An 18576-nucleotide genomic window follows, 5' to 3' on the forward strand; every position below is an offset into this window, starting at 1 on the left:
AGAATTTTGCGCCAGTATAATCAAAAAACGTAAATGTATAGCTTTTGATCGTCTTATGAGCTTCGTAAGATTTAACCGCGCTAGGACTACTTGATATCGTAAGAGTTTAAAATTTTAAAGTAGTAAAACGCGCCGATGAAAAACATCACGCCCATAAGCGCGGTTATCATCTCCAAATTTACGCCAAATTTAAATAGCGAACCGATAGCTAGTGACGTTATGGCGCTCACGCCAAGATAGATCATATCGTTATAGGCGATGACGCGCCCGTAAAAATTTTTATCGCAGTTTTGCTGCAATAGCGTGTAGGTGTAGCTCCAAAGCGTTGATGTGAAAAAGCCCGCCGCAGTGACGCCAAGTAGCCCTACGTAGAAATTTTGCTGCGAGAGCGCCCAGATGATGATGCCGATACCGTGTCCGACGTAGATGAATACGAGGTTATTTTTATTTACGAATTTGCTTAAAAGCATCGGTGCGAGCATCAAGGAGACCGCTCTCATAGCGTTTATGAAGCCTATCACTAGCGAAACGGATAAAATTCCCGCGTATTTATAATCCGCCAAAAGCGCTACTAGCGCCTCGTATGCCGTCACGCCAACAAATGCGTGTAAAAATATGAGATGAACGACCAGCTTGTTTTGTTTTAGATAAATGAGACCGTTTTTTAGCATTTTTAGGCTTGATTCGACGAAAATTTGCGCTGTGCGTTCGATCTTTAGGGCCGCTAGAAAGTAAAAGCTGCAAATGTAGATCAGACCGTCAAGGATAAAGGCGCTTTTGATGCCGAAAAAATGTATATAAATGCCTGCAAGCCCCATGCCTGCGGTGTATGAGACAGCCCAAATGATGGAGTGTATCTCGTTTGCGAGCTTTAAATTTTGCTTGCTCAAAATTTTGGGCAGCAGGCTCATTTCGACCTGAAAATACATGCCGCCCGTGCCGTTTCGTATAAAAATCAGCACCAAAAGCAGCCAAAGAAAATCGAGTGAATCTATAAAAACGAGCATGAAAACGGTGATAGTTTCTATCAGCGCCATTGCTACCAGCATGGGTTTTGGGTTAAATTTATCGACTAAAACGCCACTAAAAGGCGCTAGCACAACGCCCGGAAGATACGCCATGGCAGCGCTGGCTGTGATCGCCCAAACGGGCGCGTCAAGCTCGATGAGCAACGTGAAGATACCAGTATGCGAGAACCATACGCCAAAATAGCACATCAGCTGAACGAGGCTTAAAAGACGAAAATTCTTTTCGTCTTTTAAAAGCTTGAGATAGCTTTTCACCTATTGGTTCCAGATGAGTAAAATTTTATCTATTTTCGTGTCGTCCGGGATGTCGCTTAGGCCTTTTATCGCTATGTTTTCAGTCGTTTTTAGCTTGATGACGATGTCGTGAGTAGGTATCTTTAGTGAAATTTTGCCGTTTTGGTTCGTGAAATTTTCTATTTTGAGTGCGTTTTTTATCTCGCCAAAATTTGAGCCTATGCTTATGCCCTCCGGAGTTTTAAATTTAGGCGTCAGCAGCTCGATCTGCGTTATGATGCCATTTAGCAGAGTGTATTTAAAAAGCCCGTTTTTTGCGCTGTCAAATACGATATAGCTGTTTTCGTCTTTTAAATTTGCATCTCGCTTGATGTTTTTCGAACCAAAAATTTTAATGATATCAGAGCTTTTCATATCGTCAGTAAGAACTCCTAAAAAGTGCTTGCCAAATAGCCATTTTAGGCTCGTTTTTTGGCTGTATTTACCGGCTATATAGCCTCTTTTGCAGATATTTTTACCCTCGTTTTTTATGAAAATATTATCGTGAATTTTATGCACGCTTAGTGCCAGTCCGTTTTCGTTTTTGAGGTAAAAGATGCCGTCTTTGTAGCTTAATGTCCCGTCCAGCGAGCAAGGCGGCTCGCCATCTTTTAAAGACGAATACGCATCAAGTCTGGCACCGTCTTTAAACGGCGTTATTATCACACTTTGGAAGCTCTTTTCGTTTTTAAATTTAAAAAATTGCCTAAAAAAGCTCTCCTTATAGCCCTTATCTACCGGCTCGAAGCTATATATGTCGGCTAAAACACCTGTGCGTTTGTTTTTGTTCTCATCAAGCTGGATGAGGGAACTTTTATGTGGTGTGAAAAACTGTGTTTTGCCATCGGCGCTTTTTAGGGTGATTATATTTGCGTTGATCTCAAATGTGCCGACCTCTTGGCTAAATTTCGGATCTTTTGCTATGTAAAGCATCGATTTTACGTAGGTTTTGTCTTTGTTTAGCGTGAGTATGGTTTTTATACCTTTGCAGTCAGGGCAGGGCAGTATGGTGTGAAAGGTGCTGAAAATAGCGTTTGAGACGGCGATCTTCGTCTCTTTTTTCTCGGGCTGGATCACGGCTGGCTTTTGGGTCATATTTTTATCTTGCACCGCCGCTTCTTGAACGGGAGCTTTGTTCAGCGAACAGCCCGCTAAGATCAAAGCAAGAATAGACGCTAAAATTTGCTTCATCGTATCTCCTTTGGGTGGCGAGATTATAACATTTAGTAATTTAAAATTGGCTCTGTTATACCAGAGTGTTGATGCCCGCTTCGCTTCTGCTTTACAGTTGCAAACGAAGTGAAGCAAAAACCTCGCTCACTCCAGGAGCGACCTAGCACAGACGCGAACAGCGTTTGTGCGGGAGCGAGTAGCCGAACATATAGCACGATTTACGCGGTCAGCTACCGCTTCCCTGTCCTCGTAGCGAAGTCTCGTTACGAGTGCGTAGCACGAAGTAAAAATCGGCGGCGATAGCGTCGCTTCACAAGGTTTGGCTTCGCTTTGGAAGTATAACAGGATCTTCAAATTTTAATAGAGCCAAACAAGGCTTACGATCAGTTGATCGGCTTGAAGGTGTAATTATCCTTAAATTCGCCTGTCGCCATCGTGCCGTCCGCATTTAGCATATATAGGTTTTTGCCGTCAAATTTATAGCTCGTTTTTTCTTTGTATTCGTCTGTCGTCGTCACGGTGTCGCCTACGACGATGTATCTTCCCTTGGAAGTATCTGTAAATTTATCTTTTGACTGATAGATCATTTTGTTTGTGAAAGTTCCGTCGGCGTTTAACGTGAGAGTGGCGTCTATGCCGGAGCAGCTAGCGCAAGGTAGCGTGGTTTTATATATCCCTGCGACAGGCATTTTACTGACTTCGCAGCCTTTTAGGTTGTCTATCGTGCATTTACCTTTTGGGACGTTTGCGTCTTGGCTGGAGCTAGCGCAACCGAGCAAAAATAGGGACGCGCTCAAAGCGAGGATAAAATTTTTCATATCGTAAATTCCTTTGATTAAAATGAAATGTATTATAATACGACATAAATCAATAGATGATAAATTTTTAAAATTTCAAGGAGAAAATATAATAGATCCTTATGTGATGCTCGCTATCGGCGCGCTTCTTATCGTGGCCGAGCTTTTGTCGCTCTCGTTTTTCCTTTTCTTTTTCGGGCTTGGTTTTCTTATTATCGGAGTGGCGAATTTCTGGCTTCTGGGGCACTGGTATCATCAAATTTTGTTTGTGCTTTTCGTCTCGCTCGTGCTTTTATTTTTTCTAAAAAAGCCTTTGAAAAAGAGATTTGGTAGGAAAAAAAGAGAAATTTAGCGAAGATAGCTCGGATGAGAGCGATATTGGTATCGTTAGGGGCGGCATGATATATTATAAAGGCGCGCTTTGGCGTTATGACGGCGACGAGCTGGAGGAGGGCGTAAAAGTCAAGGTCAGAGGCACGATAAAAGATACGGCGATTTTAGAGAGATGAAATTTATATTTAAGCATTTTTCAAGCCTTAGCGTAAGCGAATTTTATGAGATCATCAGGGCTTCGCATCAAAATTTTTGTAGTGGAGCAAAAATGCGCTTACGAAGAGTGCGACGAGAAAGACAAAGACGCTTATTTTTTGATGGTCTTAAGCGATGATGGGCGGCTAGTCGGCACTTTGCGTATCCTAAAGCGTGGTGTATCTTTCCCGCAAATATCGATAGGTCGTGTCGCTGTGGATGCGAGATATCGCGGCCAAAGGATAGCTCGCCAAATGCTTGAAGCGGCTATAAATTTTTATTACTGATGAGCTAAAAGAAAATGAGATAGCTCTGAGCGCTCAGAGCTATTTGGTAAAATTTTATAGTTCGTTCGGGTTTGAAAAGATGAGCGAGGAGTATTTGGAGGATGGCATAGCGCATGTCGATATGCTTAAAATTTAGCCCGTATCTCGGGCTAAGATCAGTGCATAGGTCTTGGTGCAGGTCCTTGCGGTCCGCCAGCTCCGCCAGGGCCTTTTTGCATGCAGCCCCCGCCGCAGCCTCCGTGTCCTGCTTCGTGATGAGGATGGCGAGGCGCGCAACCTATCATAAACGCAGCTATCACCGCCAATATAGCGATCTTTTTCATGCTTTCTCCTTTTGATTAAAATAAGATTTTTATTCTACTGTCGATTTTTTAATATTTTTGCAATACCTAAATTCGCGCGTTTTAAGTGATAAGGGGCTTTGTTTGGTAAGTTTTAAATTGTTACCTTTGGGTATTAGCGAGCTTATCGCCGCCGATTTTTAGGGAAGCGATAGCGCACCGGGTCGTTCAAAATTTGCGAAGCTTAAATTTATGACGTCTTAGTTAGAAATAGAGCCTAATAAAAGCTAAAATTTGCTACACTACGCCAAAAATTATAAAGGTTTTGAATTTGAAGAGACTTAGTGTCGATGAGGCGGTCGATCTGATAGAAAATGCCGAGCTAAACGAGCTTGGAGCTATGGCGCTGTCAAGAAAACGCGAGCTTCATCCCGATAAGATAACGACATTTATCGTCGATAGAAACATAAACTACACGAACGTTTGCTGGGTGGATTGTAAATTTTGCGCTTTTTATCGCCACGCCAAAGAGGAGGACGCCTATGTGCTCAGCTACGAAGAGATCGGCAAAAAGATCGAGGAGCTGATCGCTATCGGCGGGACGCAGATTTTATTTCAAGGCGGCGTTCATCCAAAGCTAAAGATCGAGTGGTACGAGCAGCTGGTGGAATTTATCTCTACGCACTATCCTACGATCACGATACATGGATTTTCAGCTGTCGAGATCGACTACATAGCTAAAATTTCAAAAATTTCGACCAAAGAAGTGCTAAAGCGACTCAATAAAAAAGGCCTTTTCTCGATGCCCGGAGCCGGAGCTGAAATTTTAAGCGACCGCGTGCGCGACATCATCGCCCCTAGGAAATGCGACACCGCAGACTGGCTACGCATCCACCGCGAGGCGCACGAGATAGGCATGAAGACGACTGCGACAATGATGTTTGGCACGGTCGAGACCACACGCGAGATAGTCGAGCACTGGGAGCACATCAGAGACCTGCAAGACGCTACAAACGGCTTTCGGGCATTCATACTTTGGAGCTTTCAGGGGCTAAATACCCGCCTAGCGAGCGAACATCCTGAGATCATCAAACAAAGTTCGAACCAATATCTACGCCTGCTCGCGGTCTCCAGGCTATTTTTGGATAATTTTAAAAATATCCAAAGCAGCTGGGTCACGCAGGGCAGCTACGTCGGACAGCTGGCACTTTTGTTTGGTGCAAACGATCTGGGCTCGACGATGATGGAAGAAAACGTTGTCAAAGCCGCAGGGGCTAGCTTTAGGATGAATCAAGCTCAAATGATCGAGCTCATAAAGGATGTGGGCGAATTTCCCGCAAAACGAAACACAAACTATGATATCTTAGAGAGGTTTTAGATGAAAATTTTAAATTTAGAGGTCAAGGGCGCAAAAATACCGATCGTTTTTGAAAGCTCAAAGGCGATGCCGGTAGTGCTTTTAAGGCTTGTTTTCAAGGTGGCCGGCAGTTGCGAGGACGGCGAGAAGTCGGGCCTTGCCAAGCTGGCGGCAAATATGCTAAACGAGGGCACGCTCAGTCTTGGCTCCAGCGAGTTTGCAAGGCTGCTTGAGACAAGAGCTATAAATTTAAGCGCGAGTGCCGGCTTTGAGACGCTAAGCATCGATATAAACTGCCTGAAAGAGCACTTTAGCTACGCCCTTTCAAAGCTAAAAGAGCTTTTAAGCGAGCCAAATTTCACGGATGAAATTCTAGCCAGAAACAAAGCCCTCACGCTTGGCGAGATAGCAAGCAACGAAAATGACTTCGACTATGTCGCAAGGCGCGGGCTGATGGAAATTTTATATCCTAAAACGCCTCTTGGTAAGGCAGGGCTGGGCAATGAAAAAAGCATAAAAAGCATAACGCTTAAAGACGCAAAAAATTTCGTCGCTTCTCATCTTGATCTGGCAAATTTATTTGTCGTTTTTGGAGGCGATGTGAGCGAGGCGCAGACGGCTACGGTGGGCGAAATTTTGAGCGTTTTGCCTACTGGCAAACAGCGAAATTTAAGCCATTTTGCTACCAGCGGCAAGTGCGAGGCAAAAGAGATCGTAAGACCAAGCGAGCAAGCTTATATCTATTTTGGCTCGCCTTATGAAGTGCCAAAGCAGGAGCGCTACAAGGCCATAGTGGCTACGTTTATCCTGGGCGAGGGCGGCTTTGGCTCCAGGCTGATGGAGGAGATCCGCGTCAAGAGAGGGCTCGCATATAGCGCCTACGCGAGAAATATCTTCAACCTTTCATACACGCAAATTTTTGGCTATATGCAGACTAAAAACGACAAAAAAGACGAAGCCATCGCAGTCATCAAGGATGAAATTTTAAAATTCAGCCAAAAGGGCGTGAGTAAAACCGAGCTTGCTCAAGCGAAGAAATTTTTGAGCGGATCGCTGCCACTGCGCCTTGAGACGCTATTTAAGCGCCTTGACATCGCACAAAACGAATTTTACGACGGCAAGCCCCTTGGCTCGTTTCTAAGCGAACTTGATAAAATTTCAGCCCTAAAGCTTGATGAGCTAAATCACTTCATCACCTCTCACGCGGAGACAAACAAGCTTAGCTTTTGCGTTTTAAGAAATGAAATTTGAGCCAAAAGACAGGGACGAGCTAGCAAAGATCGGCGTTACCAGCCTGCTTGATCTGGCTTTAACGCTGCCAAAAAGCTTTGAGGATACGACTCTGGCAAACGAGCCTAAAGAGGGGCAAGTCTGCATCGATGTCACGATAAGATCGACCTCGCGCGCACGCGGTGGCATGCTAGTAGCCATAAGCTTTTGCGAGGCGTGGCAAAGCAGCATAAAGATCGTCATTTTTAATGCAAAGCCCTGGCATTTTGGAGCGTTTAAAGTCGGTAAAAAGATGATGATAACAGGCGTAGCCTCGCACGCTTTTGGCGCGTGGCAGGTGATAAATCCAAGAATCATCACTAAGCCCGGCGAAATAGTGCCAAAATACCGCACCGCGATAAAAGACGAGCGGCTAAAAACCCTCGTGGCAAAATATATAAATTTTGAAATTTTAACGAACGAAGGGCTTGATGAAAGAGAGGCGAATTTTATCTTGAGCCTTCAAAACGCAAACGAGCGAAGCGTCGAAATTTTAAACGAACTAAAGAGCAAAAACGAGGGGTTACAGACCCTAAAATTCATAGAAATTTTCAACTACATCAAAAAGCTAAGCGGCAAAAAAATACATTTTAAAAGCCAAAAGATCGTGCCTTTTGACATCGGCGAGTGGCTTAAAAATTTACCCTTTACTCCGACAAACGACCAGCTAAACGCCATAAACGACATCCGCGCCGATCTAGCGCATGGCGAGGCTAAAAGGCGCGTCGTTATGGGCGATGTGGGTAGCGGCAAGACACTCGTTATCCTAGCCGCCGCACTTAGCGTGTATCCAGGCTGCGCGGTGTTGATGGCGCCTACTAGTATCTTGTGCGAGCAGATTTATAACGAGGCGAAGCGGCTGCTGCCTGGGTTTATGAACGTGATGCTCGTTAAAAGCGGAGATAAAAATTTAGACTTTTCGGGCGTAAATTTCATCATCGGCACTCACGTTTTACTTTATCAAGAGCTACCGCCCGTGCCGCTAGTGATGGTCGATGAGCAGCACCGCTTTGGCTCGAGTCAGCGCGGAAAGATCGAGCAGATGACGCGAAACGACGACTTGCACGCAAATTTCGTGCAGTTTTCAGCCACACCGATACCCCGCACGCTAAGCCTCATCCAGTCCTCGCTGGTAGAATTTAGCTTTTTAAAGCAAATGCCCTTTGAAAAGCACATAAAAACGCAAATTTTAAAGCCCGCAGACTTCGCCTCGCTTCTAACGCACATAAAAGCCCAGATATCAAGCGGCCGTCAAACGATCATTGTCTATCCGCTGGTCGAGGGCTCTGAAAATTTAAACTACCAAAGCCTGAGCGAGGCGCAGGGATTTTGGCTGCAAAATTTCAAAAACGTCTTCATCACGCATGGAAAAGATAGAGAAAAAGAGGAAATTTTGCGCCGGTTTAAGCAACGAGGCGATATCTTGCTCTCAACGACTGTCGTCGAGGTCGGTATCTCGCTACCGCGACTTAGCACGATCGTGATCGTAGGAGCCGAGCGACTGGGTCTTGCCACACTTCATCAGCTGCGCGGTCGCGTCGGGCGAAACGGTGGGAGCGGCTTTTGTTTTTTATTTACGAAGCTTAAAGATCCGCCCGAAAGACTGGTGGAATTTTGCTCGACGACGGACGGCTTTGAGATAGCGCAGCTGGATCTAAAAAACCGCCAAAGCGGCGACATACTAAACGGCACGCTACAGCACGGGGCGACCTTTGAATACTACGTATACGAAGAGGATGTCACCCAGGCGGCAAAAGACAGGCTGGACGCAATTTTGGACTTTGCAAGTAGGAAGTGAAATTTACGTTAGTGCTGAAATCTCGGCATTTTGCTAAAAAGAGCCAAATTTAAACATAAAATCAATATAATAACTAAAATTTTACTCAAGGAATAGCGATGGGTTATGTAAATGATGCCGTTATATTGGCGGTCGTGGCTGTTTTAGTTTTACTGTTTATCTTGGTGCCTTTGTTTTTTAGGCGCGTAGTGGAGACAAATGAGGTGCATATCGTGCAAAGTGCCAGAAAGACGATGAGCTATGGCAAAGACACGGGCAATGGCAACAGCTATTACGAATTTCCAAGCTGGATGCCGATTTTTGGCGTTACAAAGATCGTTTTACCGGTCTCGGTTTTTAGTATAAAGATCGAAGACTACGAGGCGTATGATCTGGGTAGGTTGCCCTTTGTCGTAGATATCACGGCGTTTTTTAGGATCAGCGACTCAAATTTAGCCGCTCAGCGCGTCAATAACTTTGACGATCTTAACAACCAGCTCACAAACATCATCCAAGGCTCGATCCGCTCGATCCTCTCAAGCCGCGTGCTGGAAGACATCTTGCAGATCCGCTCGGAGCTTGGCGATGACTTTACGAAGGCGGTCAAAACGCAGCTTGAAAACTGGGGCATAGAGCCCGTTAAAAACATCGAGCTCATGGATATCCGCGACAACCGCGACAGCAAGGTCATCTTTAACATAATGGAAAAGAAAAAATCCCTCATCGAAAAAGAGAGCCGCATCGAGGTGGCAAATAATAAAAAGCTCGCTCAGATCGCTGAAATAGAGGCTAAACAAGCCACTGAAGTCAAGCAACAAGAGGCGAATAAAATGGTCGGTCTAAAAACCGTCGAAAACGAGCGAGAGGTCTCTATCTCAAAAGAGCAAGCCGAGCAGCTCATCAAAGATCAGCAAAAGATCACGCAAGAAAAGGCGATGGAGGTCGTGCGCGTAAATGACGTCAAACAAGCCGAGATCAAAAAACAAGTCGAGATCGTAAAGGCCGAGCAAGAGCAGCGCAAGATCGAGATCGACGCTGAAGCTCGCAAAAATGCGGTCATAAGAGAGGCCGAGGCGACAAGGGAAAACCAGATCCTCATCGCTCAAGGCGATAAAGAAAAGCAGTTTTTAGCCGCTGCTGCGTTGCTTGAAATGAAAGATAAAGAGGCTCAAGGCACGCTAAAGATCGGTACTGCAGAGGCTGAAGCGCTAAGGCTAAAAGAGCTAGCTCCCGTAAATGCGCAAATCGAGCTTGCAAAGGAGATCGGCGAAAATCAAGGCTATCAAACCTATCTCATCTCGATAAAACAGATCGAAGCAAACCGCGACATCGGACTAGAACAAGCAAAAGCCCTAAGCGCAGCCGATCTAAAGATCATCGCAAACGAAGGCAGCGTAGGCGAAGGTATGGGAAAATTTGGCGAAATTTTAAGCTCCAAAGGCGGTACGAATCTCGCCGCGATGCTTGAAGCTCTAAATCAAAGTGAGATCGGCAAAAAGGTACTAAATAAAATCTCTGGCGAAAAAAAGAGTGATGATATCGGCAAAGCGTAATGAAATTTTAAAATAAGGGCGAGGCTGAAGACTCTCGCCCGCTTTGCCCGGCTAAATCAAAATTTCTTTTCAAAATCCACGTAAAAATTCCGCCCTTTCCCCACGGCAGTCGTGTCGCGGTAGTTTGGTTACCATCAAATAGCCAATCCTCTCGCACGAGTACAAAAATATACGATACTAAAAAGACGACGACTAACTCAAAAGGCGAGCTTTATGCGGCGCGCTGAAATGACGTTTATAGCGGATAGGTGAGGCAGCACTTCCTACCGACGTCATTAACGTATCCTACGCTTAAATTTAGTCCGTAAAGCTTGCTTAAATTTTCGCTTTTTACGATCTCATCCACCGCTCCGCTAGCTACCTCGCCGCCATCTTTTACCAGCGCGACCGTGCCTCCAAGAAGTATGGCAAAGTCCGGATTATGCGTGGTCAAAACGACGGTGTATCCCTCTACTAGTAGGCGCTTTACGACTTTTAAAAATTTATACTGGTTACCAAAGTCAAGTGCCGAGGTCGGCTCGTCAAAAATGATGATCTCGGGCTCTGCGGTGAGGGCTCTGGCGATCGAGCACATCTGCCTTTGCCCGCCGCTCATCTGGGTGATAAATTTATCCGTCAATGCCTCGATACCAAGCATCGCGATGTATTTTCTGGCGATATCGTAATCAGCCTCGCTAGGTCTTGCAAATATGCCTAGGTGCGCCGCTCGTGCGAAGGTGATGTATTCAAGCGCAGTGTATTCGTATTCGTAAATTTCACTTTGCGCCACGTAAGCCATAAATTTCGCCCTTTGCTTGTTGCTTAGGCTAAGGGCGTTTTGTCCTTTTAGTAAAATTTCACCGGAATTTGGCCTCAGAGCCCCGCTTATCAGCCCCAACATCGTTGATTTGCCGGCTCCGTTTTTACCCAAGATAGTCAGAATTTCGCCCTTTTTTAGGCTCAAATTCACGTTATGTAGCTGCCCGGCGCCGTTTGCGTAGGCAAAATTCATATTTTTTATCTCTAACATCAAACGACCTTTTTGTTTTTAAATAGCACCCAGATGAAAAACGATGTGCCGATAAAGCCCGTCAGCACGCCAAGAGGCACTTCGCTGACACTTATCGTCCTTGCCAGGGTGTCTACGACGACTAAAAATATCGCACTCATAAAGATGCTCGCTGGCAGGCTTTTTGTATTGTTCGCACCAACTGGCATACGGGCGAGATGTGGCATCAAAAGTCCTATCCACGCGACTATACCGCTTATACAGACGCTACTTGCCGTTAGAAGCGTAGCGCAGACGATGATGACGCCGCGCTCTAGCGGGACGTTCACGCCCAGCCTCGCCGCGCTCGCATCGCCAAGGGAGAGTAGATTTATGCGCCAGCTCATCGCCACTAGCACGATCATGCAAACGATCATCACGGGCGTTAGGAATTTTAGATTTAAAACATCAATCTTAGCTAGGCTGCCAAGCTGCCAATACACGATGTCAGGCAGCTTCGTCTCGGGGTCTGCGACATATTTTAAAAAGCCGATTATCGAGGTCATGAGGCCACTTACGATGACACCTGAGAGCACCAGCATCAGCGTGCTGTTTCGCCCCATCAAGCGCGGTATGCTAAGTGTCAAGCCCACGGCGATGAGGCCGCAGATGAAGGCCATTATCTGTATGCCAAAGATCGAGAAGTCAAATATTATCGCGCTTGCCGCACCCACGCAGGCTCCGGCCGAGACGCCCAGCAGATCGGGGCTTACGAGCTGGTTTTTAAACACGCCTTGATATGCCGTGCCGCTTATGCCAAGTGCGGCACCGACTAGGAGGGCGGCTAAGATCCGCGGTAAGCGTATGTTGGCGACGACGTTGTGGATATTTAGAGCCATTTGCTCGTTAAGACCCAGTAAATTTAGTATCACGCGAAGCACGTCTTCGGGCGAGACGCCAAAGCGCCCGATGCAAAGTGCGCCAAGAGCTGTCAGTATCGTCAATACTACGAGTAAGACGAGGGTAAATTTAAACGGCATGCTTGCTTTTTGCAAATTTTGTGTCATATGAAATTTTCCTTTTATATTGGTTGCGTTTTAATAAAGTGCTGATGTCCTAAAAGCGCCTTGCAAATCCTACTCACTCCAAGAGCGACCTAGCACGGACGCAAACAGCGTTTATACGGGAGCGAGTAGCACGATTTTATACTTCGCGTTGCTCGTAGCTCTCTAAGACGCTTCGCAACCGCTAGCAGACGCGCCGTAGTCAGCCGCTGCTCCATACTCTAGTAGCGAAGTCTCGTTGCGGCGACGATAATCTCGCTAGCAAGGTAAAGCTAAATCAACATTTTATCAAAACGAAATCTTAAAATTTAAAACGCCCAAAATAAGGCGCAAATTTTAAAATTTAGCCGCCATATTTTCGCGCTTTTTAATATCACTTAACGACCCCGTCTATCCACGTAAAAAGCTCATCCAGGTCATAGTCACCACCATGTCCTTGACCCCACGGCACGGCAAAATCAACGCTCTTGCCCGCATTTTGCAGTCCCAAGGCAAGTATGAGCGGCACGGCTAGCGCGGTGTCTCGGTCAGCCGAGCCGTGCCTGATACGATAAAATTTCGCCGCATTTTTGTTTGCCAGATAGTTCATCGCGTTCATCATTTTTATGATCTGCGCGTCCGCCATCTCGCCCTTGCCACGCTCTTTGGCAAAGGCTGTAAAGTGCTTTGAAGCAGTTTTTACGTCACCAAAGAGATCGTTTTCAGGATTTGCCAAATTTAGATCATCAAAGGCAAGCGGCGTTTTAGCGCGCTTTATCTCGCGCAAGTAGTCGTCAAATTCCAGAGTGTATTCCAGCTCGCAGCCGTCCTCTTTAAGAAAGATAAATTTAGGAGCTACGCTGATTTGCTTGATCCTTTTTGCCTCCACGAATGAGGCTGAAAGCGCCTTTTTTAGGTATTCTTTAAAGCTTCCCTCGTCGCTAGGTTCAAGGCTCAAGGCTCGCCCTTTGGCGTCCTTTAAATTTAGCGAATTCACGTAGCTTACAAACGCCGTTTTCCTCTCGTTTGAGAGGCTTTTTTGCCCTTGCGTGAGCGTGCCGTTTATCGTTTTTCGTTTGCCGCTTCGCTCGTTAAAGCCGCCCGCATCAAGCCCTGAAAAGTCCATTTTTTCGTATTCATCGACACCGTTAAACATCCACTCGTAGGCAGCGTCGGCGTTGTCAAGGTTTGTGATCGGGCAGTAGGCGGAGACGGCGTAAATTTCATCGCTTGCAGGGGCTGCACCAAGGGCTTTTAGATATGGCTCAAACTCCGCTGCGTCCGCCGAGACACCAAGCAGTGCAGAGAGTGCGCCGCCCGCGCTAGTGCCGTTTGAGACGATCTTGTTCGCATCGCCGGGCATCTTTGCGTCGTTAAATTTTAGATAGCGCACGGCGGCTTTTAGATCGACGATCGCCGCGGGGGCTTTGCCTGTGAAATTTCCCTGCATGTCTGTGAGCGTCCTGCCCCGAGCGCCCGGGGCTGCTACGACATAGCCGCGCGCGAGAGCTTCTAAAATGGCGTTTGGCTTGCCGTTTTTAAGCTCCGGTGCAGAGGCCTTGCCTGGCATATATCCGCCGACTGAATTTGGGAAAAATATCGGCGCGCTCGCCGCGTCAAATTTACCGATTTTGCCGCCATCAAAATACTCTATCGGCACGTAAAAATTCATCGTTTGATACTGCGTATCCACGGGGTTTGCGACATAGACGATGTTTTCATACGCTCTAAATTTGACCGCCTTGCCGCCAATATCTAGCGTTTTGGTCTCAAATTTACCCTCGTCAAATTCTAGCCCTGCACCCAGCAGACATACCGCCACGCTCGCTGCCAGCACTATTTTTTTCATTTACTCTCCATTTGGACTAAGCCCTTTTAAGATATACTCAAACTCCGCGTCGCTAAGCTCGTAGTTCATAAATTTCTTGTAAAACGCCTTTGTTTCGGCCCTCACGTCGATGTCGGCAAAAATTTCAGGCTGGATAGTCTTTGCCGCCCAGAGGATCTGCAATGCCGCCTCCGCGCCGTATCTATCCCAGCTAAAAAAGCCGCTCGGGTTTGCATACACTCGCTTGTTTTTGACCGCGTTCAGTCCTGAAAATCGCGGCTCGGCGTAAATTTTAGCCAACACTTCGTCCGCCTTTGAGTTGCCCGCGATGATGATGTCAGGGTTTGCCGCGATCACCTCCTCGGCGGTGATTTCTAGCATTATACCCTCTTTTTTGATCGCGTTCGTGCCGCCGGCAAGCTCGATCCACGTGTTTATCATATTGTTCGTGCCGTCGATTTTGAGTAGATCCGCTCCGCTTACGATGTGAAGCACTTTGGGGCGTTTTTCGCGCGCTAGATCTTTCGTTCTCGTAGCGACTTTATCGATATTTTGCACCAGATATGCGTTAAATTCGCGCGCTCTTTGCTCCGCCTCGCCGCCGATGATCTGCGCGCTCATCAGAACGCTTTTTTGCATGCCCTCATAGTCGCTAAATCCCGCGAAAAGGGCGTTAAAGCCGTCTTTGGCGAGTGAGTTTCTTAAATTTTGATTTGAGACGATGACGACGTCCGGGTTTGCGGCGAAAAGCTCCTCGATATTTATGTTGTTGCCGCTAAATTTGGTTTTCACGTCCGCGATCGGTGGAAAAACATGCGCAAACCACGCATTTTTCGTGATGTGCTCGGAGGTCGCGACTATCTTGTCAGCTGCGTTTAAGATGAGTAAAATTTGAGTGTTCGCAGGCCAAAGAGCGGCGATCTTATCGACCTTTGCGGGCACTTTGACTTCATTGCCCGCAAGGTCGCTAACGCTCTTAAATTCGCCCGCATTTAGGAAAAGCCCCAGCGCCGCAAACAGCGCCAGAGTCCTTAGGCAAAAAATTTTAAATTTCATTTGCTTCCGTCAGGATTTAGTCCGTTTAGGATGTATCCAAACTCCGTGTCGCTAAGATCGTAGTTCATAAATTTTTTGTAAAACGCCTTCGTTTCGGCCTTTAGATCGACATCGGCAAAAAGCTCCGGCTGGATAGTCTTTGCCGCCCAAAGGATCTGCAAAGCCGCCTCCGCGCCGTAGCGATCCCAGCTGAATACACCTTTTGGATTGCCAAAGACCTTTTTGTTTTGGACTGCTTTTAACCCTGAAAATGCTGGATCGGCATAAATTTTAGCCACAGATTTTTGATTGTCCGCGCCGCCTACGATGATGATGTCAGGGTTTGCGTTTAGTATCTCCTCAGCCGTGATCTCAAACATATTGCCCTCTTTTTGGATCGCGTTCGTTCCGCCGGCGTATTTTATCCACGTGTCGATCATGCTCTTTGTGCCATCGACTTTGAGTAGATTCGAGCCATTTACGATGTGAAGGACTTTTGGGCGTTTATCGGTTGGAATTTTGTCCGTTTTTGCGCTGACAAGAGCGATGTTTTTGTCGAGATAGTCGTTTAGCTCCTTTGCGCGTGCAGGGGCGTTGCCGCCGATGACATCAGCCGTTAAAAGCACGCTTTTTCTCATATCTTCGTAGTCTTTAAACAGCGCATTCACCACGCTAAATCCCTCTTTTGCGAGGCTTGCTTGGAAATTTTTATTTGAGACTATGACGACATCAGGAGCGAGCTTGACTAGCTCTTCGATCTGGATATCGTTGCCGTTAAGTGAGGCAGGAAGCTTTGTAAGGCGCGGATAAATGCGCGCGAACCACTTGTTTTTGCTTATCTGATCGGTGGTCGTGACGACCTTATCCATGCCACCTAAAACCAAAATGATTTGGTTGTTTGCATGCCAAAGAGCGGCGATCTTCTCGACCTTTACAGGGATCTTGACCTCGCTGCCGGTCATGTCGGTCAGAGTTTTAAAATCAGCCGCATTTAGGTTTAAAGCCCCAAAGATAAGAGCCAAGACTAGTAAAATTTTCTTCATATCCATCTCCTTAAGATAAATTTGATCTTTTAAAATTTGACCTCAAACGATGCCATGAAATTCCTGCTATCGCCCATATATAAATCGGCACCTCTAGCTCCGTCTCCATCATTGCCGCCCATAACGCTGACATAGTATTTTTTGTCAAAGAGATTATTGACATTAAAGCGCAAGGTCGCTTCTTTACCAAACCAAGCTTTTGTTGCATATCTTACGCCTACATCAGTAGTGAAATAGCCATCGACGCTTTGAGTGTTTCTATCGTCGACATAGCGTTTGCCTGTGTAGTGGAGGTTTGTCATGAAGCTTAGTTTGTTCGTATTTGGCACGGCAAAGTCAAATAGCAGGTTTGTTTGAAATTTAGGAGCGCCAACGACAACTTTATTATCTGCATAGCCATTTTTTGTATTTTTTAGTTTTGGATCAAGTAACATAAAACCACCATATACGCTTACATACTTGCCTAATTTTCCACCTGCCGTAGCTTCAAGTCCTCTATTGACTTGTTTTCCTTGCTTATTGTAGCGTTGATTTGTACCGCTACCGATTTTGTAGTAAAGCGGTCTTTCTATTTGGAAAAGTGCGGCCGAAACATCGATAGCATTTAGACTTGACTTTATGCCTAACTCATATTGTTTTGTTTTTGCAGGTGGGGCATAGACGAGAGTTTTTGTATTGTTATCGGCAGTAACTAAGCTATCAACTTGAATGCTATTTGAGTATGAAAAGTATATGCTTGTATTTTCAACAGGTCTATAAGTAAGTCCTGCAAGATATGTCAAAGCATTATCTTTATATCTACCAACCATTGTTCTTGGATTTGTACTAGTGAAGCTATCTTGTGTAACCCAAGTGTAAGTAAGTGCACCAAGAAAGCTAAATTTATCATTTATCTTTACATCATCTGCTAATGTGAAGTTATATGTTTTAAATTTCAAAGCACGAGCCAAACTGGTATTGTTAGTAAAATTTGCAGGCTTTGGTCTAGACTGCATATTGTTTATATTTTGGTTCCACGTATCTGCAGTTGCACTACTCAAAGGCGTCTTTGAGTCATAAATATAACCATAAGTAGAAATTCCTAGGTCATGTTCTATACTTCCTGTCGTTTCATGACCCATGGCCTTTACAAACCAGCTTTGCAATATAAATCTATTTGATTTATTGTTGCGCTTGCCAACACTTGAAACTAATTCACCATTTTTACCAGCAATTGTATTATCTTGCTCTATCGTCAAACGGTCAGATATATGGTGCTGGTAGCCGCCTTCCACATACCAGTCACTATTTATGTTGTACTTTAACTTTGCGCTGGCGTTGTAGCTCTCTAGATCCATGCCAGCCCAAGTTTGTGCTATGCCTTTTTTATCGTTCGCAATGGCTCCCGGGACGTTAAATTTTGCCAGTCCGTTTGTCTGAGGCGACATCAAACGCGCGCCGTAGCCATATCTGATATAGTTGTAGTAGGTAAAATTTGTCTCCAACGTGAGATCGTCGGTCAAATAAAAATCAAGTGCTAAATTTGCGAGTTTGCTTCGTTTGACGCTGTCTTTTACGAAGCCCTCGCCGTCATTGAAGTAAAATATGCCGCGGTAGCCGACCTTCTCAAAGCGATCTGATGTATCAAGCATCGTGCCAAAATTTGCCTTCTCGCTCCAATCCACGCGAACTATTGTCTGGCTATCGACCGGGCGTTTGCGCGTGTAGTTGAAGATACCGCTTGGGTGCTGTGAGCCGTAGAGTGAACCTGAAAGTCCATTTTGCACCTCAAGCTTGTCAAATATCATCATCGGCACGGCAGTCGTTGCAGTAACCATGAAGCCGTCCCAGTAGTTGTTGCCGATAACACCGCCAAGCATACCTCTTGTGGCAGGGCGGGTGACCGAGCCGGAGCCCATATATCCCACAGTAGCACTTGGTATCACGCGCCAGACATTTTCAAGCCCTGTAGCTTGTAAATTTTGCACGAGCTCGTTTGAGACGGTGTTGATTTGAAGCGGGATGTCTTTGACCTTTTTGTCCATGAGCGGTCCAAAAAGCGCATCTTTTTGTAAAAAATGCTCCGAGATGCCGCTGTCAGAAATGCTCTCGCCGGTACTGTTTTTTATCTCGATCGTCTCGAGACGGACATTTTCAGCTGCCACACAGCTGCTGCCAACGGCCAAAAACGCAGCCAAAACGGCTGAAATTTTGATATTTTGCATGTTTTTCCTTAATTATATTTTTAAATTTTTAAAATATATATCTATATATTTTCGCGGATTATAATTAAACGCCACTTAAATTTTCATAAATATAAAACAAAGCAAAATTTAACGACTGGCAGCGGAAAAGGTA

At 45.8% G+C, this 18576-nt stretch carries 18 protein-coding genes; 8 read left to right on the forward strand and 10 right to left on the reverse strand.

Translation table 11 applies throughout. The annotated features are described in order from the left end of the window. Positions 1–86: 86 nt before the first annotated feature. The 3 genes from CCVT_RS03405 to CCVT_RS03415 all read right to left on the reverse strand — a co-directional run bounded on the left by CCVT_RS03405 (position 87) and on the right by CCVT_RS03415 (position 3292). Positions 87–1283: an MFS transporter gene (locus tag CCVT_RS03405; RefSeq protein ID WP_018136734.1), complete on the reverse strand. Its 1197-nt coding sequence runs from the start codon at positions 1281–1283 to the stop codon at positions 87–89. Then, entirely contained in the window at positions 1284–2492 is a 1209-nt protein-coding gene (locus CCVT_RS03410; protein WP_018136733.1) for a copper resistance protein NlpE, read from the reverse strand. Positions 2493–2857: 365 nt separating this feature from the next. Then, positions 2858–3292, reverse strand: a complete 435-nt coding sequence (locus CCVT_RS03415; RefSeq protein ID WP_018136732.1) for a copper resistance protein NlpE — start codon at positions 3290–3292, stop codon at positions 2858–2860. Positions 3293–3314: 22 nt separating this feature from the next. Here CCVT_RS03415 and CCVT_RS09895 point away from each other — a divergent pair, with 22 nt between their 5' ends. The 4 genes from CCVT_RS09895 to CCVT_RS10095 are packed head-to-tail and all read left to right on the forward strand — an operon-like array spanning position 3315 to position 4222. Continuing rightward, positions 3315–3623 (forward strand): hypothetical protein, encoded by a 309-nt coding sequence (locus CCVT_RS09895; protein ID WP_227898146.1) that lies wholly within the window; start codon positions 3315–3317, stop codon positions 3621–3623. Continuing rightward, entirely contained in the window at positions 3598–3780 is a 183-nt protein-coding gene (locus tag CCVT_RS09900; RefSeq protein WP_227898147.1) for a hypothetical protein, read from the forward strand. The genes CCVT_RS09895 and CCVT_RS09900 overlap by 26 nt, the downstream gene beginning before the upstream one ends. A gap of 45 nt (positions 3781–3825) precedes the next feature. Further along, on the forward strand, positions 3826–4086 hold the full coding sequence (locus CCVT_RS10030; RefSeq protein WP_018136731.1) for a GNAT family N-acetyltransferase: 261 nt from the start codon (positions 3826–3828) through the stop codon (positions 4084–4086). A gap of 43 nt (positions 4087–4129) precedes the next feature. Next, positions 4130–4222 (forward strand): GNAT family N-acetyltransferase, encoded by a 93-nt coding sequence (locus tag CCVT_RS10095; RefSeq protein ID WP_265583010.1) that lies wholly within the window; start codon positions 4130–4132, stop codon positions 4220–4222. A gap of 19 nt (positions 4223–4241) precedes the next feature. On the opposite strand, the gene CCVT_RS03430 is transcribed toward CCVT_RS10095, so the two are convergent. Next, positions 4242–4409 (reverse strand): hypothetical protein, encoded by a 168-nt coding sequence (locus tag CCVT_RS03430; protein ID WP_009650203.1) that lies wholly within the window; start codon positions 4407–4409, stop codon positions 4242–4244. A 289-nt stretch (positions 4410–4698) separates the two neighbouring features. On the opposite strand from CCVT_RS03430, the gene CCVT_RS03435 reads away from it, so the two are divergent. From CCVT_RS03435 to CCVT_RS03450, 4 genes are all read left to right on the forward strand, one after another. Continuing rightward, on the forward strand, positions 4699–5745 hold the full coding sequence (locus CCVT_RS03435; protein WP_018136730.1) for a dehypoxanthine futalosine cyclase: 1047 nt from the start codon (positions 4699–4701) through the stop codon (positions 5743–5745). Then, complete coding sequence (locus CCVT_RS03440) at positions 5746–6975, forward strand: M16 family metallopeptidase (RefSeq protein WP_018136729.1); 1230 nt, start codon at positions 5746–5748, stop codon at positions 6973–6975. Next, positions 6965–8791, forward strand: a complete 1827-nt coding sequence (gene recG, locus CCVT_RS03445) for an ATP-dependent DNA helicase RecG (protein WP_018136728.1) — start codon at positions 6965–6967, stop codon at positions 8789–8791. Before CCVT_RS03440 ends, recG begins: the two co-directional genes overlap by 11 nt. Positions 8792–8889: 98 nt before the next feature. After that, positions 8890–10323: an SPFH domain-containing protein gene (locus CCVT_RS03450; RefSeq protein ID WP_018136727.1), complete on the forward strand. Its 1434-nt coding sequence runs from the start codon at positions 8890–8892 to the stop codon at positions 10321–10323. 235 nt (positions 10324–10558) lie between these two features. Here the strand turns inward: CCVT_RS03450 and CCVT_RS03455 are convergent, their stop codons facing one another. From CCVT_RS03455 to CCVT_RS03480, 6 genes are all read right to left on the reverse strand, one after another. Next, a complete protein-coding gene (locus tag CCVT_RS03455) occupies positions 10559–11332 on the reverse strand; it encodes an ABC transporter ATP-binding protein (protein WP_018136726.1) in 774 nt (257 codons plus the stop codon). Then, positions 11332–12357, reverse strand: coding sequence for a FecCD family ABC transporter permease (locus tag CCVT_RS03460; RefSeq protein ID WP_018136725.1), 1026 nt, complete (start codon positions 12355–12357; stop codon positions 11332–11334). Before CCVT_RS03460 ends, CCVT_RS03455 begins: the two co-directional genes overlap by 1 nt. A 370-nt stretch (positions 12358–12727) precedes the next feature. Next, complete coding sequence (locus CCVT_RS03465) at positions 12728–14182, reverse strand: subtype B tannase (protein WP_018136724.1); 1455 nt, start codon at positions 14180–14182, stop codon at positions 12728–12730. Next, the gene (locus CCVT_RS03470) at positions 14183–15217 is read right to left on the reverse strand and encodes an ABC transporter substrate-binding protein (protein WP_018136723.1); all 1035 of its coding nucleotides are present in this window, start codon (positions 15215–15217) and stop codon (positions 14183–14185) included. Beyond that, a complete protein-coding gene (locus CCVT_RS03475; RefSeq protein ID WP_018136722.1) occupies positions 15214–16239 on the reverse strand; it encodes an ABC transporter substrate-binding protein in 1026 nt (341 codons plus the stop codon). The genes CCVT_RS03470 and CCVT_RS03475 overlap by 4 nt, the downstream gene beginning before the upstream one ends. Positions 16240–16268: 29 nt before the next feature. Further along, entirely contained in the window at positions 16269–18443 is a 2175-nt protein-coding gene (locus CCVT_RS03480; RefSeq protein WP_018136721.1) for a TonB-dependent receptor, read from the reverse strand. Between the last annotated feature and the right edge of the window lie 133 nt (positions 18444–18576).

The sequence above is a fragment of the Campylobacter curvus genome (genome assembly GCF_013372125.1).
In the GTDB taxonomy this organism is placed as follows: Bacteria; Campylobacterota; Campylobacteria; order Campylobacterales; family Campylobacteraceae; genus Campylobacter_A; species Campylobacter_A curvus.

Bases quoted from the DNA above. Each gene is read 5' to 3' on its own strand.
- CCVT_RS03480 (WP_018136721.1), bottom strand. From the start codon at position 18,443: ATGCAAAATATCAAAATTTCAGCCGTTTTGGCTGCGTTTTTGGCCGTT.
- CCVT_RS03450 (WP_018136727.1), top strand. From the start codon at position 8,890: ATGGGTTATGTAAATGATGCCGTTATATTGGCGGTCGTGGCTGTTTTA.
- CCVT_RS03440 (WP_018136729.1), top strand. From the start codon at position 5,746: ATGAAAATTTTAAATTTAGAGGTCAAGGGCGCAAAAATACCGATCGTT.
- CCVT_RS03470 (WP_018136723.1), bottom strand. From the start codon at position 15,217: ATGAAATTTAAAATTTTTTGCCTAAGGACTCTGGCGCTGTTTGCGGCG.
- recG (WP_018136728.1), top strand. From the start codon at position 6,965: ATGAAATTTGAGCCAAAAGACAGGGACGAGCTAGCAAAGATCGGCGTT.
- CCVT_RS03430 (WP_009650203.1), bottom strand. From the start codon at position 4,409: ATGAAAAAGATCGCTATATTGGCGGTGATAGCTGCGTTTATGATAGGT.
- CCVT_RS03410 (WP_018136733.1), bottom strand. From the start codon at position 2,492: ATGAAGCAAATTTTAGCGTCTATTCTTGCTTTGATCTTAGCGGGCTGT.
- CCVT_RS03460 (WP_018136725.1), bottom strand. From the start codon at position 12,357: ATGACACAAAATTTGCAAAAAGCAAGCATGCCGTTTAAATTTACCCTC.
- CCVT_RS09895 (WP_227898146.1), top strand. From the start codon at position 3,315: ATGAAATGTATTATAATACGACATAAATCAATAGATGATAAATTTTTA.
- CCVT_RS10030 (WP_018136731.1), top strand. From the start codon at position 3,826: ATGAGATCATCAGGGCTTCGCATCAAAATTTTTGTAGTGGAGCAAAAA.
- CCVT_RS03465 (WP_018136724.1), bottom strand. From the start codon at position 14,182: ATGAAAAAAATAGTGCTGGCAGCGAGCGTGGCGGTATGTCTGCTGGGT.
- CCVT_RS03475 (WP_018136722.1), bottom strand. From the start codon at position 16,239: ATGAAGAAAATTTTACTAGTCTTGGCTCTTATCTTTGGGGCTTTAAAC.
- CCVT_RS03455 (WP_018136726.1), bottom strand. From the start codon at position 11,332: ATGTTAGAGATAAAAAATATGAATTTTGCCTACGCAAACGGCGCCGGG.
- CCVT_RS03415 (WP_018136732.1), bottom strand. From the start codon at position 3,292: ATGAAAAATTTTATCCTCGCTTTGAGCGCGTCCCTATTTTTGCTCGGT.